We start from the raw sequence: 16186 nt of genomic DNA, 5'->3' as shown, positions 1-16186 counted from the left end.
TTGTTAACCTCAGCATATAAAGTCCTATTGGCGCAAAGAAGGATATTGCGCTTATGTTAAGCAAGTAATTTTTTGAGATAATTCAACTGATCAAAAAAAACCGTATTGCGGCGACGAGATCAGTTAATATTGAGTTAATCAGCCTGTATTGGAATATTGGCGAATATATTAGCAGAAAAGTGAAATGTGCGGAGTGGGGGCAATCTGTGGTTAATGAGTTGGCGGAATACATACACATAATGAACCAGAACTTAAGGGGTTCTCTGACAAAAATTTATGGCGTATGAAACAGTTTTATGAAGCTTACGAATCTTCTCCGGATCTTATTCCTCTATCACAAGATGAGCGTGAATTTTATCTCAAGCTATGTATAAGGGAGAAATACAGTGCAAGGGAATTGGATCGACGGATTAATAGCAGCATTTTTGAACGGACAGTAATCGGTAATTCAAAACTCTCAGCAGAGCTGAGAGAAATTCATCCCAATATAGATATTTCCCTGTCAAAAGAAAAATGTCCGACCAGCGTATCAGAGCGATTAACCATAGTACCAAACATATAATCAGTCTGTCCGTGAATTGACGGACAAATCTTTATGTCGGATAATTTTAGAAAAAGTTTTTTAGCGGAAGCGTTTTAGAAAGGCCGTTTGCTGCTGGTGAATAGTAACTGTTCTACAAGTGAACGATTTATTGTTCATTATCGAACAGGTGAACGGAAAGCACTACTATAATTTATTGATTATCATATTGCTTAATTCCTGGCATTTTTTTGGCGACCCGGCTCAAATGCTAAAGACTCATTTCAGGACTGCATGGCGCGGTATCAGACGCAATAAAGTATACAGTGCGTTGAATATTCTGGGATTGGCTTCTGGAATGGCCGCGGCCTTGCTCATCGGCTTATGGGTTTATGTGCAGGTTTCGTATGATCGCTTTCTACCTGGCTACCAACAGGTCTACAAGGTAAGATATAATACAAATAATAACGGTGAGATCAATACTTCCAATTCCACCAACCTGCCATTGGCACAGGCACTGAAAGAAGATTTTCCAGAGATTAAGTATGTTGCACAAACGGACTGGATGGGGCCGCATCCGCTGAGCGTTGGTGATAAAAGAATAAACGTTAATGGCGCAATGGCCGGAAGCGACTTCCTGAAAATTTTTCAATATTCGTTTATACAGGGTAATGCAGGTACAGCGCTGAGTGATCCATATTCCATTGTGCTGTCACAAACTACGGCAGTTGCCTTATTTGGCCAGGAAGACCCGGTGGGAAAAATGGTGCGCATTGATAATTCGCATGATTTACGTGTTTCCGGTATACTCAAGGACCTGCCAGCTAATTCTACATTTCAATTTAGCTTTATTGTGCCTTTTGCCTACTATTCAGCTACTGATGAAGGGGTTAAAAATTCACTTGATGACTGGAACAATAATTCTTTCCAGACCTTTGTTGCCTTGCAGCCTAATATTTCTTATGCAGATCTGGCACCTAAAATAAAGGGCGTACTGGTTAAGCACAGTCCTAAGTATTTTGGACAGACAAAAGCGGCGCTGTTCCTGGAACCTTTAAAGGACTGGCATTTATTTTCGGAGTATAGGAATGGAGTAGCAACTAGTGGCCTGATAGATTACGTGAAGATGTTCGCGCTCATCGGAATCCTCATCCTGGTTATCGCCTGTATCAATTTCACGAATCTCTCCATAGCACGTTCAGAAAAAAGGGCGCGCGAAGTGGGCATCCGTAAAGCCATAGGCTCCCGCCGTAAAGACTTGATTTTACAATTTTTAACCGAATCCATGACCTTAACCCTGGTGGCATTTTTGCTTTCACTGCTTTTAGTCGTCCTGGTACTCCCGGCTTTTAACAATCTTACCCATACCACCATCAGCATTCCTTTTGCTAATGGCTTGTTTTGGCTGGCCATGGCAGGCTACGTCCTGTTTACGGGCCTGCTTTCCGGAAGCCGGCCAGCTTTTTACCTGTCTTCCTTTAACCCGGTAAAAGTTTTAAAAGGATCCATGCAGGCAGGTAAAGGCGGCAACCTTCCCGGAAAAGTCTTGGTAGTGGTGCAGTTTACCTGTTCTATTATACTGATCATTAGCACGATCATTATTTATCAGCAGATCCAGCATGCGAGGAACAGGCCTGTAGGGTATGATGCCAGCCGTTTATTGATGACTGATGCTACCGGGGACCTAACGCGCAATTATGAGGCCTTTAAAAACGAAATAATGGGTACAGGCGTTATTAGCAGCGTCACCAAATCGTCCAGTCCCGTTACTGAGCTTTGGGCCAGTAACAGCGTAACAGATTGGTCAGGCAGATTGCCTGGTGAGACGCTGAGCCTGGCAGTTATCGGTGTATCCGATGCGGATTATTTTAAAACGCTGGGTATGAAAATGGTAAACGGACGAAATTTCACCGGAAATCAAGGTGCGGATTCCCTGAGCGTTGTTCTCAATGAAGCGGCTGTTAAGCGTATGCGCTATAAGGATCCAATCAACCAGATTATCACCTGGCACACAGTGGAACAACGGGCTACAGTCATCGGCGTAGTTAAAGATGCGTTAATGTTGTCGCCATTTTCAGGCTCGGTTCCAACCATTTTTGTTTACGAGCCAGGCTGGTCAAATGTAGTGACCTACCGTTTATCACCTCACGTCAATACACAAGCAGCGCTCGCAAAACTTGCTCCGGTTTTCAATCGTTATAATCCAACTATTCCATTTCAATATCGTTTTGTAAATGAAAGCTATGCGGCAAAATTCGATTTTGAATCGCTGATTGGAAAGCTCGCAGGCATCTTTGCTTCGCTGGCTATCATGATCTCTTGTGTCGGCCTTTTTGGCCTGGCCTCCTACGTAGCAGAAAAACGAACCAAAGAAATTGGAATACGCAAGGTACTCGGTGCTTCTATTCCCCAGGTATGGTTACTGCTTTCAAAAGATTTTCTCCTGCTGGTGTTGATCAGCTGCCTGATCGCATCCCCGGTTGCTTATCATTATTTGCAAAACTGGCTGACTAAATACGAATATCGGATCACAATCAGCCCCGTGGCATTCGTACTGGCGGCGATGGCGGCTATCCTCATCACTGTATTTACCGTCAGTTTCCAGGCTATTAAAGCGGCTATTGCAAATCCGGTAAAGAGCCTGAGGTCGGAATGATTATCTTTTTCCGGGAGACTCTTATTTTTTATGAGACAGGCAGCCCATAACTGCGTAACTCACCCTCACCGGTTGTCATCAACAGCATATCATGCACAATCATTACATTGATAATATTGCTGCTGTAGTCAAAGATATAATCCGGGTTGGTAGTAGGATTGCCATCCAGGTTGTACGCTGTAAATTCAATACCCTCTGGCATTACCTCTGCTTTACATCGTAAATCTTTTCTGTCCAGCAACAGCAATCGTCCAAACTGCGAAACCACCAGGATGTTGTGATCATCTACAAAAAATACACTGTAGTTGATATTATCCGGTTCAGCAGCAGGAAAATCTTTGCTGCCATCGAAAATAGCCTCCTGATCCTGCTCGGCTACTTTGGCAATTTCAGGGAAGGAGTAGATGGCTAACGGCCCATCATAATGCGGAGCCATAACAAACTCTTTCCCGGATGAGGCAAAGTTGCCCATGATCATGTCACTGCATTGGGTAAGCTCAGCGAGGGAAATGACACCGTTGTTCAGTTGTAACTGCATCAGGATGGATTTCTCCTGACCAGCAGAGGCTTCGAGCAGGATAATACCATTGTTGGGCGTAGAGTGAAAAGCGTAGGCGTATTGTTGGCTTTCCAGCAGTGGGTAAGAAGCAATTACTTCAAAAGTGGCCGTATTCATTACCTGCAGTTCGTCAGTTTCATTTTCATCACCTGGCAATACATACCAGATCGTTTTATTATCCCTGCCGAAATAACAGGCCGCACCCAGGAACCAGCCCCAGGAGTTATGTTCCACCGAATGTAATACCATGGTCCCTTCTGCATCGAGAATGCGCATATCGGTTATACCCGCAATAGCAATCAGGCGGCCATCAGGGGAGGCGGACAGCTTGCTGCTGACATAGTTCGCATTCCGCCCCTGGATGATTTTTTCCCAGACAATTTCAAGATTGGCATTGAGCTTTGTAATCAGTGGCTGACTCGCAAAGTTCATCAGGATCTCTCCATCCGGCAATGGCACTACGTTTACCGGGTTAGCCGTGAATGTCAGTTTGTTCTTTAATGACAGGTTTATATGCGGAAATTGACTCATGTATTTTGCTTGTAAGTCGCAAAGGTAATACACAACAGCTTTTCCAGCAACCCTGTATTTTTTTATTTAGATTATGCAAAAGGAAAGAGGCATTATTCCTGCGCATAAATCATTTCCGCATCCTTCGGCAACTGCTGTACATGCAACATATAAGCCGTCACATTTCTATCCCAATTTTCCGGATACTCGTAACCCAGCTGCGTTGCAACAAACCTGGCGGAGCTTCTGAAGAGATCCATGGTAGTATACACTGCCTGCCATATATGTTGCAGGTCGGCATCTGAATAAGTGGCCAGCATTTTATCGTAAACTTCCGGCTCTAAGTAACGCTGGTAGAATTTTCCAAACTTGCCGGGGTTGACTGTAAATCCATGACGGCAGCCGATATACCAATCCATCATCTGTATCAATGCCTGGCGAATAACCTGGTTGAGTAATTCCTTGACCAGTATCACTTCTTCGCGCCACAATCCTTTTGTCAGGCCGGCATTGGTATACCAGAATTCATTACAGCAATCGATGAACGAACGTGCTGATGGCTTTTGTACGATATAACTCAAGTCACTTGCAGGAGGGAGGGGATGATCATTTAACACGCCTTTTTTATCCCATATAACTTTGCAAAGACTATCACTGGTGAAATGATCCAGTATTTCCAGGGGTACTATTACCAGATCAATACGGTTCCCGTCTTTAAACTGTAGCAGGTAGGAGAATGCGCCTGCCAGTTCCGGTGAAGGTGGGTACAGTTCCATGTCTTCCGGCATCTGCATTATCATTCTTTCTCCAAATACATCCACCCAACTATGATCCTGTACGAATGGGTCGAGACTTTCTACCACATAAATAATATCGTAATCCTGGAAGATATCCTTTGTTACATTAGGATTAGATCGCGATCCATCCTGCAATACAGCCAGTATCTGAGGTGTTCTTTCTGCCACTCCCATTATTAATTCCATCATTTCGGTTTCACTCCTGCTAACCATATTATGCTTAGTTTAATGATATTTCTCCTGTTACTCGCTCTTTAAAACCGCTACCGGGTTGCTCCTCGCGGCCTTTAATGTTTGTGATCCGATCATAATCAACGCGATGAGTAACACCGCCAGTAAGCCTGCGAAAAGCTCGGTGATATGAACGGGTGTATGATAGGGGAAATTCGGGAGCACAACGGCGCTGAAGAAAATGTAAGTTACCGGCAGGGCGATGATCGCCGACACGGAGAGCAGCAATAGAAAGCCACGGCTCAGCAGGTATATAAGGTTGCCTATGCTGGCGCCCATCACTTTGCGGATGCCGATCTCTTTTAGTCTTGTTTCGGTAGTGAATACCACCATTCCGAACAACCCCATTGATGCGATGGAAATGGCCAAAACCGAAAGGAAACCAATAATCTTGATCATAGTGGAAAATTCGCTGTATGCATCTTCTATTTCTTCGGTATAAAATTCAGCCGTAAACGGGTGAACACGATCGATCTTCTTCCATATGGATTCGATCCTGGCTAAGGTAGCCGGCATGTCGGTGCTTTGTATCTTGGCGCTGATGATGGCCCTGTCTTCAGGTGTCCAGAAGGTGAAGGCTACCGGTCCGATGAGGTTGTCCACTTTGCCGTAGTGAAAGTCCTGCATTACACCAACAATGGTCATTTTGCGTCCATTCAATATGATTTGTTCCCCGATGGCTTTCCGGGGATTATTGGCGCCTATGTTGAATCGCTTTACCACCTGCTCATTAACGATTACCTCACCAGTGGCCTGGGCGGTGGCCGGCCGGGCAATGAAATTTCCGCCGGCAACGAGTTTATAGTTATGCAGCGGCAAATAGTTTTCATCAACGTGGTTGGTCATGACCAGCACAGAATCCCGCGAGTCTTTGTATTTCATATTACTGCCCCATGCATTCCCAACGCCTGTTGTAATCAGCGACCGGGACAGCGCCGTTACTTCCGGCAGCTCACTGAGTTCCTGGAGCATGGCGTCGGGTTTATTATCCAGCATGTTGATGTTCAGAATATTGGCGGTGCTGAATCCCAGGTCGAATGCCAGTATGTTTTTATACTGCACATAGCCGACGGCGGTAGTGGTAATAAAGATCAGTGTAACGGTGTATTGAATCACCACTAATGCGCGCCTGAAGGTCAGGTGTTTGAACATTTTCACGGAGGAAGCATTTCCGAACGCATTGATCGGACTTACTTTCGAAAAGAATATAGCAGGAATGAATCCGGCGATAACACCTACGGCCACCGCAAAAACGATGAAGGCTGCAATCATGGATGGTGTGAGATCGAGCTTTACGGTACGCTGCATCTCGGGGGCCATGTTGATCAGCATCGGCCGCAATATAAGAAACAGGAGGAAGGAAAGCAGAAGGGAGGCCAGGGAAATCATGACCGCCTCGGCCAGGAACTGCAGCCTCACCTGGCTCTTTCCGGCGCCGATAGCTTTGCGGAGACCTATTTCCTTAATGCGGCGCATTGCGCGTGCTATGGAAAGATTGGTGTAGTTGAAGCAGGCAGACAGTATCACAACAGATGCGAGCCCGCCAAGGATCCAAAGCACCACGGGGGGCATGTGAGGGCCTACAAAGCCAGGCCCACCCTCGGATTGACGGAGGCTCTCTCCAACCACGATGTGATATAAAGGAAGCAGTTCGAGTTGAATCTTTGTATTTTCCTCAGCGAGATTTTCCGTTCCTGCAAGTGCGTTGAGCTGCGACCGGATGGCATCCATGTCGGCATTTTTTGAGGGGAGGACGTACACCGAATGGGACCACATGTTTGTCCATGCGTCAAAATTTTTATCACCTTTATTGGTTTGTTCAGCCGTGGACAATGATACCAGCGCTTCAAAACTGAGATGCGAAAAGAAGGGAACGTCCTTCATAATACCTGTCACCTGGTAAACGGCGGTATCAATCCTGATGGCCTTTCCGAGCGCCGCCTGGTTACCGAACAGTTTTCTTGCTGCCGTTTCAGTGAGCACAACCGAATACGGATCTTTCAGTGCCGTTTCGGGGTTGCCTTCCAGCATCGGAAAAGTAAAAACCCTGAACAGCGAAGGCTCTGCCCAGTAGCCCTGGATGGGAATAATATTGTCTCCTACCTTCGCATCACCCGAAAAGTTGTTGCGCATCGTAGTCACTTCTTCAATACCGCTTACCTTCTCGCGGATGAGCTTTCCCGTCTTTATGGAGGTAGACGCAAACTTGCCGTTTTCTTCACTGTTGGAGGTTAATACGTTGGTGATGCGATAGATCCTGTCGCCATTTTTATGGAACCTGTCGTACGAACGCAGGTCGAGCAGAAACGCGATCAGTAGTAACCCAACGGACATACTGATGGCAAGTCCCAGGATATTGATGAAGGAGAACAACTTGTTGCGCATGATGTTGCGCCCTGATGTTTTAACGTAGCTTCCAATCATAATGCGGTTCGTAAAAAGGTTGACAAATATTGATCTTCGTACCGTATAACTTCTGAAGAATTTGAAGGCGTCAATGATGTAGATCAGCTTTGCACGGCGTGACCCGACGGATTGTACATTCCGGTCGAAGCACTCGTGGAGGTCGCCCGTAAGGTCTTCCACAAGTCCGGGTTTACAATACCATTCTACAAATCGCTGCGCCCAGGCGGGGGGATGGTGTTGCCGTTGTTCTTTCATGCTACATTTTTTTCCAGGCAAGCGCCGGTATCCTGGCCCACAGCTGATCCCGCATCGATTTAGCGTTGATCAATGCTGCCTGTCCGTGCATCGTGAGTTGATAGAATCTTTTGCGTTTACCGCCACGGGCTTTCGTTGCTTCCCCCAGCTCACTTTTCACAAGTCCCTTTTCTTCAAGACGGTTGAGCACCGAGTGCACTACGCCAAGTTTCACAGAACGGCCGGTATGGTTTGAGAGTTCGTCGCATACCGCTACGCTATATGCTTCGTTTGTCAACGCTGCAATGGTGAGTAGCACCAGTTCTTCAAATTCTCCGAGGTTTGTACCTTTCATTTCCGATATTAATTACGTAAATGTATGTAAAAGGATTTTATTATACATACAAAACGGGAGTAATTAATTTGATCAGGATTAAAACAGGGGAGATAAAAGCAGGAAAAGCCGCACAAATCCTAAGATTCGCGCGGCTTTTCTATTCTATCTATAATCTTATAACGTACTAACCAGTTCAGCTATACGATTAGAGATACCCATCTCATTGTCGTACCATGCCACCACTTTAACGGTATTGCCTATATTTTTTGTCAGCAGGCTGTCCACAATAGAGGAATGGGTGTTACCAAGGATATCAACAGAAACGATGGGGTCTGTGGAATATTCCATTATTCCCGCCAGATCAGTGTCAGCATGATGCTTAAGCAACTCATTTATTTCTGCTGCGGAGGCAGACTTTGACAGGTTAAGCGTCAGTTCTGCAATAGAGCCGTCTATAACCGGTACCCTGTAGGAAAAGCCGTCCAGCTTACCTTTAAGATCCGGTAGTACGTCTCCTATTGCCTTGGCAGCACCCGTAGTGGTGGGGATGATCGATTGTGTGGCTGCCCTGGCCCTGCGCAGGTCTTTATGCGGACCATCCTGTAACATCTGATCCATCGTAAATGCGTGTATGGTAGTCATAAAGCCGGATTCAACACCATAGGCGTTATGCAGTACATGTAAAACCGGGGCGATACAGTTGGTGGTGCAGGATGCCGTGGACAGAATGGTATCTTCCGGGCTGATGATATTATTGTTAACGCCATCTACAATGGTTTTCACACCACCACTTGCAGGCGCCGTGATCAGCACTTTTTTTGCACCGGCCGTAATATGCGCCTGTGCCTGTTCCTTCGCGGTAAAGCGTCCGGTAGATTCAATGACAACCGCTACTTCCAGCTCCTTCCAGGGCAGGTTTTCGGGGTTTCGTTCATTCAATAACCGGATATGGTTACCATTGATCACCAGGTCGTTATTTTTTACTGCAACTGTTCCGGGAAACTTACCGTGTGCCGAATCAAATCGGAAAAGATGTGCCAGCGTATTAATATCTGCGAGATCGTTGATGGCAACTACTTCAGCGCCTGGTTGGGCAAGGAGTGCCCGCATGGTCATTCTTCCTATCCGGCCGAATCCATTGATAGCAATTTTCATGATATCCAATTTTATAAGATGAATAAATTAATCGGTATGCAGTGCAGTACGGAAAGTACTGCGATAAGTGCCGGGCGATATTTCCAGGTGACGCAGGAATACCCTGCGCATGGAAACGAGGCCGCCCAGACCACATCTCACGGCTATTTCCTCCAGGGAGAGCGCGGAGTTTTCGAGGTAATTGCGCGCCATTTCTACTCTTAATTTCTCGAGGAATTTAGCAGGAGTGAAGGCTGTTTCTTTCAGAAATACCCGGGCAAAATTACGGGCACTCATATTGCATTGAGCTGCCATTTCCTCCACACTGATGTTTTCGTGCAGGTGTTCCAGTAACCAGGGACGTAATTGTACCAACAACGGAGACACCAGCTCATAGCCCGGCAGCAAACCGCCAAATTGCTTCTGATTCCCCGGCCGCTTCAGGTGTATAACCAGTTTCCTGGCAACCCGCAGCGCAATGTCCCGGCCATAGTCTTCCTCCACCATTGCGAGCGACAAGTCCATGCCGGAGGTAACACCTCCAGCGGTGTAGATATTGCCGTCTTTTATAAAAAACGGAGTAGTATCTACTATAATATCAGGGTATTGGCGCTGCAGGTCATCATTACGCTCCCAGTGTGTTGTAGCACGCCTGTTATGTAACAGTCCGGCTTTAGCCAGCACAAATGTGGCCACACATACGCCTGCTATTCTCCTGATCTTCGGTGCATGCCTGGTCAGCCAGTGATAAAACTGATCTGAATCCGGTTGGTTTTCCAGTCGCGCCCCAATCAGCATCAGGGTATCTATCTCCCGGTCTATTTCATGCACCGTGGTGGCAGCCACCAACCTGGCGGAACTGTTAAGTTGCAGGTCCTTCTTGTTAGTGGCACTTGCCAACACTACTTCATATCCTTTGGAATGCCCCCCGGATTCCGCTTCCAGCATCTGCTGCGCAAAGGAAAACACATCTGCCGGGCCAGCCAACGTCAGCAATCTGCTGCCGGGAAGGACAACAATAACAACAAGTTTGGAAGTATTGGTAGCCATGATGCGCTGCTTTGTGACCACAAAAATACAACCGAATCGGCGTGGCTGCAATGACAAAAATTATACAGTTTCTGCCAAACCGGGTTCTTTGGTGATAATCATTACGTTAAATTCCCGTTCTATATGTCGGCTATAGTAAAAAGAAAACAGCCCGTATAGTTATCATGTTTTTTTAATTGTCATTATTACAATTATATTTGCCGCACATATATAGTTCATTTCCTATGAGAACAACTCGACTTTGCTGGTTTACTGCAGTTTTTACCTTGTTATATTTAATGGCATGCAGGAAAGATATGTCAACGAAAACGCAGAAACTGGCGCTTAACGACCATGATACCGCTTTTGTACATCCCGGGCTATTGCATAAACAAGCCGACCTGGATCGTATGAAAACAAAAGTGGCGGAGAAGGCAGAGCCCTGGATGTCCGGTTGGAACAAGTTACTTACCAACTCACACGCAGCCCTCACCTGGCAGCCGAATCCGGCTGATACCATTTACAGGGGCAGAGACGGTGTTCACCCGGAAAATTACCCGCGGCTGTATAATGATATCGCCGCAGCCTACGCCACTGCCTTACGATGGAAGATTTCAGGAGAAAAATCCTATGCCGATAAATCCATAGAGATCATGAATGCCTGGTCAGCCAGGTTGAAAGGACTCGGCGGCAATAACGATGTGAACCTCGCCGCCGGTTTGTATGGATACCAGTTTGCCAATGCAGCGGAAATCATGCGGTCGTATAATGGCTGGGCAGCGGCCGATTTCACCCGTTTCCAGCAAATGATGCTGCATGTTTTTTATCCGTTAAATCATAACTTTATTACAAGAAAGGAGAGATGTATGAGCCATTTCTACGCCAACTGGGACCTTTGCGTGATGAACTCCCTGCTGGCTATCGGTGTGCTTTGTGATAACCGGGACATCTACAATGACGCCATCAGTTATTTTAAATCCGGGGCCGGTAATGGTGCTATTGGAAATGCGGTATATTTTATTCACCCGGGAGGACTGGGGCAGTGGCAGGAGAGTGGCCGCGACCAGGGCCATGCTACATTGGGTATTGGTCTGATGGGCGCCTTTTGTGAGATGGCATGGAACCAGGGGCAGGACCTGTATGGCTATGATGATAACCGCTTTCTCAAAGGTGCTGAATACGTAGCAAAATATAATCTCGGCGATTCCGTACCATACGTTACCTACAGCAATTGCGTAGGCGTTACCCAACCGGTGATCAGCAGCGGGGGAAGAGGTAATATGCGGCCCATCTGGGAACTGGTATATAATCACTATGTGAACCGTAAAGGCCTTGCGGCGCCGAACTGCCAACGGATGGCACAGGCAGTAAGACCGGAAGGCGGTGGTGGTAACTATGGGCCCAACAGTGGCGGTTATGACCAGTTGGGGTATGGTACGCTTACCTGTTCTTTAGATCCTGTTAAATAAGTAAACCAGTAATACATGAATCCGGATAATAAAGCCATACTGGAAAAAGCAAATGCAGCTATCACTAAAGGCGATAATGAGGGGTTCCTGTCGTTCTGTACAGACGATACGGAATGGACATTTGTAGGCGACAAAACCCTGCGGGGAAAGGAAGCTGTTCGACAATACATGGCTACGGCATACCTGGAGCCGCCCAGGTTCATGGTCGAAGCCCTCATCGCCGAAGGGGAGTTTGTTACAGCAACCGGCAAAATAAGCATGAAGGACGAAAACGGCATTATGGTCGATTACGATTACTGCGACGTATGGCGGTTTCGTGATGGTAAGATGGCTGCATTAAAGGCGTTCGTCATAGCAACCGGGTCAAGATAAAAATCCGTGTTATCAGGTATATTCAAAACAAATCACCGCCTTCTTTACCTGATCATTATGAAATAAATAGAGCTGATCTGCGGCATTTTCCTGGAAATGGTATCCTTCCATACAGGCTATGTAGTTAAAAAGGCTTCCATCTGCATTCACAGGCTTTTCCATCAGGTTGTCACCCGTGTATTGGCATTCTTCAAGGGGAAGATGACCGGTATTAATTTCATCTATTACCCCGTTGATTTTTTTGCCGATAATTTCTGACATGTAATCTGAAGGTGCATCGTTCCGTAAATCATCCGCAGTGAGTTTCAGCAGCCGTTCTAATCTCCTGATGTCGTCTACCGTTACTCCCGGCCGGTCGAAATCCCGGTCATATAATTCTCCGAATTTTTTATAATACGACTTCTTTAACTGATACATCGCATCGTTAAAATTAAATTGGATCTCTTCGTCGCTATATTCCAGGTGATAGTTTTCCGGCGAAATTTCAGTGGAAACGCTAAAATATTCCCACGGCGCGTCAAACTTATATTTACCATCTATAATATCAAAACCAAGCATATCGCACCTGGTATAGTCGGTATGAAAAGAGGTGGTGTTTTCGCCTAACCGGCCGTTGTATATCTCTTTTACCGATACAAAATGCAGCCACTGATCTTTTCCCTGGGGCAGGAACTGCAAATTAACAGAACACAACGGCAGGAAATATTTCCTGTGATTTTCTATATCACCATAAAAAACATCCTCATATTCCGGAAATATTTTAATGAAGTTTGCTGGTATTTTCATTAACGCCTGATTTTATCTATTTGAATTATTAAAGATAGTTTTTTACCTGTTGATTGTAATGTTAAATGAATATTGTATTATACTTGCTATTCAATGAACCTTTATGACAAGCCAGGAGAAGATCGCTTTTAAAGCCAGGTTAAAACAGGCAGGGCTGCAGTTAATATCCGAACGTATTGCCATGGCGAAATCGGCCGGGGACCGCGCACAGGAGGCAGCGAATGGTGAAGATAAAAGTTCGGCGGGGGATAAATATGAAACAGGAAGAGCAATGGGCCACCTGGAGAAAGATATGTATGCACGGCAACAGGCGGAGCATGTAAAGGAACTGGCAAGGTTGCAGCAGGTAAATACGGATAGTATTTATACCACCCCGCAAACAGGCGCCCTGGTACAATGTGCAGAGCAGTCTTTTTTTATTGCAGCAGGACTGGGCAGGCAACTGATAGATGAGCAGACCATCTTTTTCCTGTCTCCCTATACACCCCTGGCGAAATTATTGCTGCAAAAAAAAGCGGGAGATCAATTCCTGTTCAATAAAGAAGAAATAACGATCCTCACAATTTATTAGACGCTTCTTTGCAACAATAATTTTCACCGGCTGATATCGCTAATGTGAGGCCGCTTTCAGCCCAACAATAGATCCTATTAATGTTGCTATAAAGAACAGTCTCCAGAAATGAGCGGGTTCGTTAAAAACAAAAATACCCATCAAGGCAGTGCCCACTGCGCCGATACCTGTCCATACCGCATAGGCCGTTCCCAGGGGCAGGTTTTGGGTAGCCTTCATCAGCAAAAGCATACTGGCCACCAGTGAGAACAGGAAAGCGCCATACCACAAATACATGGTGGTGCCTGTTGATTCCTTTGCTTTTCCAAGGCTGGAGGTAAATGCCACCTCGAACAAGCCAGCGATGATTAAAATAATCCAGTTCATGATAATTGATTTAGAGTAGCTAAGGTCGCATGTTGCCGGCAGTAAAAATTTTACAAATGATAAAAACTTTGAAATCTATTTTAATTCAGACCTGATCCTGCTCAAACTGACCTGTGTCATACCGAGATAAGAGGCGATATGACCAAGTTGTACCCGCTGCAGTAATTCCGGATCAGTTGTCATCAGTTCTTTGTAGCGTTCCATGGCTGTTCTGCACTGCCTGAAAATAAGCCGTTCTTCTATTTTTATCAATTCCTGCTCCGCAAATTTTCGCCCCCAATTAGCGATATGAATATCTTTATTAAACAGCTTACGCAAATGATCCGTATTTAATTCATACAGGTCGCATGATTCCAGCAATTCTATGGTTTCATATCCTTTTTGATTGTCCACATAGTTTTTCATGGAGATAACAGCGTCGCCTTCTTTTCCAAACCAGAAAGTTACTTCTTCCTCACCCGGATTGGCGTATGCCCGTACCACCCCTTTCGCTATGAAATACATTTTAGATTCTATCCTGTTCACTTTAAATAAAACATGTCCTTTAGGATAGGTTATTTCGTAAATATTTTCTTTTAGTAAGACTTTTGATTTTTCCGGCAACGGATATATGCTGTCAATTATATTGTCTATATTCATAAGGCGCCTGCGTTAAAAAGTGAATATACTATATATTAAGAATTGAATTTATGGAGCGATATGAGTTTTTCCGGCAATTTCATGATATCAGTATAGCCGATTATCAACTGCTGACGGATAGTCTTGGCGTAAGGTCGTTTAAGAAAGGGGCGTTCATTACGGTGCCGGGGCAGGTTCAACGCGAGCTGTACTTTGTGAAAAGCGGTGTGCAGATGTCGTACTTTGATACGGGCGACAAGATCTATACACTTGCCTTTACTTATTTCCCTTATCTATGCGCCATAGCAGCATCTTTTTCGTTCCAGGAACCTTCGAAATACTTTTTAACCTGTTTAACCGACAGTGAACTCGAGTATATTACTTACGATAACCTGCAGAAACTGATCGATCAATCGCAGCAAATAGAACGGCTTTTCAGGCGGATGACAGAAGCCATGTTAGCAGGTATGATTGACCTGCATATTGACCTGCGTGCCATGACCATTGAAGAACGATATAAAACGTTTTGCAGGAAAAACCCCGACCTGCTTCAACTGGTGCCCCACAAGTACATCGCGTCTTACCTGGGGATAGATCCCACTAATTTCAGCAAGCTGTTTAACAACGTTATATTCTGATGTTGGTGTATACCAAGATTTGTTTGCCGGCAAGAAGCGAATTTAGCAGGCAAATAAACAGCTATGCAGATCTCAGAAAAATATACGATCCATGGGAATTATGCGGAGGTGAATGGACTAAAGATGTATTATGAAATACACGGAGAAGGAAAGCCGCTCCTGCTGTTACCGGGAGCACTTTCCGGAATCGGCACTGCATTTGGAAAGCTAATTCCGCTACTCGCCGGGGAGAGACAGGTGATCGCCGTTGAGTTTCAGGGATACGGGCATACCACTGACATCCCGGAACGTCCGCTTTCTTATGAGCAATTTGCGGATGATGTGATTGCTTTACTCGGTGTGCTGAATATATCACAAACAGATATTTTCGGCTATAGCACGGGAGCAGGTGTAGCGCTGCAGGTGGCTATCCGCCAACCGGGCGCCGTCAGAAAACTGATATTGGCCTCCGTCAGCTACAACAGCAGCGGACGCCATCCGGATCTTAGCATCCTGTTTACCCCGGAAGTGATGAACGAAGCGCTGAAGGGAAGCCCTTATGAAGCGGAGTACCTGAGCACAGCCGCCCGACCGGGAGATTGGCCCGGGCTTCTTGCCAAGGTGAGAGCGTTTGAACAAACGGTGCAGGATTGGCCTGCAGCTGACATCAGGAATATTAAGGCGCCTGCCCTGATTATAGCCGGCGACGCGGATATTGTCCGGCCGGAGCATGTGCTGGACTTGTATAAATTATTGGGTGGTGGGAGCCTGGGGGAATTGTCGATGCCCGCATCGCAACTTGCCATATTGCCCGGAACCATGCATACCGCGTTAACCCAAAGGACTGATTTACTCATGGCAATGATTCCTGGTTTCCTGGACACAGAAATAATGTAGCGAATACTTTACGAATGCCTATACCATGGGTAGGCTATGTGTAACCAATGGGGTTCGCATGGACTTCTGATGCACTT

17 protein-coding genes are annotated in these 16186 nt (G+C 45.9%); 8 read left to right on the top strand and 9 right to left on the bottom strand.

Going from position 1 to position 16186, the window contains the following annotated elements; translation table 11 throughout:
- Positions 1 to 77: 77 nt before the first annotated feature.
- From QFZ51_RS22950 to QFZ51_RS22940, 3 genes are all read left to right on the top strand, one after another.
- On the top strand, positions 78 to 287 hold the full coding sequence (locus QFZ51_RS22950; RefSeq protein WP_429051599.1) for a DUF1016 N-terminal domain-containing protein: 210 nt from the start codon (positions 78 to 80) through the stop codon (positions 285 to 287).
- Positions 284 to 562, top strand: coding sequence for a hypothetical protein (locus QFZ51_RS22945; RefSeq protein ID WP_429049334.1), 279 nt, complete (start codon positions 284 to 286; stop codon positions 560 to 562). The genes QFZ51_RS22950 and QFZ51_RS22945 overlap by 4 nt, the downstream gene beginning before the upstream one ends.
- Before the next feature lie 118 nt (positions 563 to 680).
- Positions 681 to 3176 (top strand): ABC transporter permease, encoded by a 2496-nt coding sequence (locus tag QFZ51_RS22940; RefSeq protein WP_429049332.1) that lies wholly within the window; start codon positions 681 to 683, stop codon positions 3174 to 3176.
- Between the two features lie 28 nt (positions 3177 to 3204).
- Here QFZ51_RS22940 and QFZ51_RS22935 read toward each other — a convergent pair whose 3' ends face one another.
- The 6 genes from QFZ51_RS22935 to QFZ51_RS22910 form a co-directional block, all read right to left on the bottom strand.
- A complete protein-coding gene (locus QFZ51_RS22935) occupies positions 3205 to 4266 on the bottom strand; it encodes a hypothetical protein (RefSeq protein ID WP_429049329.1) in 1062 nt (353 codons plus the stop codon).
- Between the two features lie 92 nt (positions 4267 to 4358).
- Positions 4359 to 5255: an aminoglycoside 6-adenylyltransferase gene (locus QFZ51_RS22930; RefSeq protein WP_429049327.1), complete on the bottom strand. Its 897-nt coding sequence runs from the start codon at positions 5253 to 5255 to the stop codon at positions 4359 to 4361.
- 30 nt (positions 5256 to 5285) lie between these two features.
- Complete coding sequence (locus QFZ51_RS22925) at positions 5286 to 7934, bottom strand: ABC transporter permease (protein ID WP_429049325.1); 2649 nt, start codon at positions 7932 to 7934, stop codon at positions 5286 to 5288.
- Position 7935: 1 nt separating this feature from the next.
- Positions 7936 to 8268, bottom strand: a complete 333-nt coding sequence (locus QFZ51_RS22920) for a PadR family transcriptional regulator (protein ID WP_370911929.1) — start codon at positions 8266 to 8268, stop codon at positions 7936 to 7938.
- A 156-nt stretch (positions 8269 to 8424) separates the two neighbouring features.
- Positions 8425 to 9405, bottom strand: a complete 981-nt coding sequence (gap, locus tag QFZ51_RS22915) for a type I glyceraldehyde-3-phosphate dehydrogenase (protein WP_429049323.1) — start codon at positions 9403 to 9405, stop codon at positions 8425 to 8427.
- A 27-nt stretch (positions 9406 to 9432) separates the two neighbouring features.
- Complete coding sequence (locus QFZ51_RS22910) at positions 9433 to 10434, bottom strand: GlxA family transcriptional regulator (protein WP_429049320.1); 1002 nt, start codon at positions 10432 to 10434, stop codon at positions 9433 to 9435.
- A 296-nt stretch (positions 10435 to 10730) separates the two neighbouring features.
- Here QFZ51_RS22910 and QFZ51_RS22905 point away from each other — a divergent pair, with 296 nt between their 5' ends.
- Together QFZ51_RS22905 and QFZ51_RS22900 are read left to right on the top strand one after the other, a co-directional pair.
- Positions 10731 to 11882 (top strand): alginate lyase family protein, encoded by a 1152-nt coding sequence (locus tag QFZ51_RS22905; protein ID WP_429049317.1) that lies wholly within the window; start codon positions 10731 to 10733, stop codon positions 11880 to 11882.
- 15 nt (positions 11883 to 11897) lie between these two features.
- Positions 11898 to 12254, top strand: coding sequence for a nuclear transport factor 2 family protein (locus QFZ51_RS22900; RefSeq protein WP_429049315.1), 357 nt, complete (start codon positions 11898 to 11900; stop codon positions 12252 to 12254).
- A 12-nt stretch (positions 12255 to 12266) separates the two neighbouring features.
- On the opposite strand, the gene QFZ51_RS22895 is transcribed toward QFZ51_RS22900, so the two are convergent.
- On the bottom strand, positions 12267 to 13040 hold the full coding sequence (locus QFZ51_RS22895) for a hypothetical protein (RefSeq protein ID WP_429049312.1): 774 nt from the start codon (positions 13038 to 13040) through the stop codon (positions 12267 to 12269).
- Positions 13041 to 13143: 103 nt separating this feature from the next.
- On the opposite strand from QFZ51_RS22895, the gene QFZ51_RS22890 reads away from it, so the two are divergent.
- Complete coding sequence (locus QFZ51_RS22890; protein ID WP_429049311.1) at positions 13144 to 13611, top strand: hypothetical protein; 468 nt, start codon at positions 13144 to 13146, stop codon at positions 13609 to 13611.
- A 39-nt stretch (positions 13612 to 13650) separates the two neighbouring features.
- On the opposite strand, the gene QFZ51_RS22885 is transcribed toward QFZ51_RS22890, so the two are convergent.
- A complete protein-coding gene (locus tag QFZ51_RS22885) occupies positions 13651 to 13977 on the bottom strand; it encodes a DMT family transporter (RefSeq protein WP_370911936.1) in 327 nt (108 codons plus the stop codon).
- A gap of 75 nt (positions 13978 to 14052) precedes the next feature.
- On the bottom strand, positions 14053 to 14616 hold the full coding sequence (locus QFZ51_RS22880) for a Crp/Fnr family transcriptional regulator (RefSeq protein ID WP_429049310.1): 564 nt from the start codon (positions 14614 to 14616) through the stop codon (positions 14053 to 14055).
- Between the two features lie 50 nt (positions 14617 to 14666).
- Here QFZ51_RS22880 and QFZ51_RS22875 point away from each other — a divergent pair, with 50 nt between their 5' ends.
- On the top strand, positions 14667 to 15233 hold the full coding sequence (locus QFZ51_RS22875; protein WP_429049308.1) for a Crp/Fnr family transcriptional regulator: 567 nt from the start codon (positions 14667 to 14669) through the stop codon (positions 15231 to 15233).
- Between the two features lie 63 nt (positions 15234 to 15296).
- Entirely contained in the window at positions 15297 to 16109 is an 813-nt protein-coding gene (locus QFZ51_RS22870) for an alpha/beta fold hydrolase (protein WP_429049305.1), read from the top strand.
- The last annotated feature ends 77 nt before the right edge of the window (positions 16110 to 16186 follow it).

The organism is Chitinophaga sp. W3I9, assembly GCF_050434025.1.
Taxonomy (GTDB): Bacteria; Bacteroidota; Bacteroidia; order Chitinophagales; family Chitinophagaceae; genus Chitinophaga.
Note: the sequence above shows the minus strand (reverse complement) of the source record. Positions and strands in the feature narration are given on the sequence as shown.

Excerpts from the sequence above, each read along its gene's own strand:
- QFZ51_RS22945 (WP_429049334.1), top strand. The coding sequence starts at position 284 with ATGAAACAGTTTTATGAAGCTTACGAATCTTCTCCGGATCTTATTCCT.
- QFZ51_RS22935 (WP_429049329.1), bottom strand. The coding sequence starts at position 4,266 with ATGAGTCAATTTCCGCATATAAACCTGTCATTAAAGAACAAACTGACA.
- QFZ51_RS22930 (WP_429049327.1), bottom strand. The coding sequence starts at position 5,255 with ATGGTTAGCAGGAGTGAAACCGAAATGATGGAATTAATAATGGGAGTG.
- QFZ51_RS22925 (WP_429049325.1), bottom strand. The coding sequence starts at position 7,934 with ATGAAAGAACAACGGCAACACCATCCCCCCGCCTGGGCGCAGCGATTT.
- QFZ51_RS22920 (WP_370911929.1), bottom strand. The coding sequence starts at position 8,268 with ATGAAAGGTACAAACCTCGGAGAATTTGAAGAACTGGTGCTACTCACC.
- gap (WP_429049323.1), bottom strand. The coding sequence starts at position 9,405 with ATGAAAATTGCTATCAATGGATTCGGCCGGATAGGAAGAATGACCATG.
- QFZ51_RS22910 (WP_429049320.1), bottom strand. The coding sequence starts at position 10,434 with ATGGCTACCAATACTTCCAAACTTGTTGTTATTGTTGTCCTTCCCGGC.
- QFZ51_RS22905 (WP_429049317.1), top strand. The coding sequence starts at position 10,731 with ATGTCAACGAAAACGCAGAAACTGGCGCTTAACGACCATGATACCGCT.
- QFZ51_RS22900 (WP_429049315.1), top strand. The coding sequence starts at position 11,898 with ATGAATCCGGATAATAAAGCCATACTGGAAAAAGCAAATGCAGCTATC.
- QFZ51_RS22895 (WP_429049312.1), bottom strand. The coding sequence starts at position 13,040 with ATGAAAATACCAGCAAACTTCATTAAAATATTTCCGGAATATGAGGAT.
- QFZ51_RS22890 (WP_429049311.1), top strand. The coding sequence starts at position 13,144 with ATGACAAGCCAGGAGAAGATCGCTTTTAAAGCCAGGTTAAAACAGGCA.
- QFZ51_RS22885 (WP_370911936.1), bottom strand. The coding sequence starts at position 13,977 with ATGAACTGGATTATTTTAATCATCGCTGGCTTGTTCGAGGTGGCATTT.
- QFZ51_RS22880 (WP_429049310.1), bottom strand. The coding sequence starts at position 14,616 with ATGAATATAGACAATATAATTGACAGCATATATCCGTTGCCGGAAAAA.
- QFZ51_RS22875 (WP_429049308.1), top strand. The coding sequence starts at position 14,667 with ATGGAGCGATATGAGTTTTTCCGGCAATTTCATGATATCAGTATAGCC.
- QFZ51_RS22870 (WP_429049305.1), top strand. The coding sequence starts at position 15,297 with ATGCAGATCTCAGAAAAATATACGATCCATGGGAATTATGCGGAGGTG.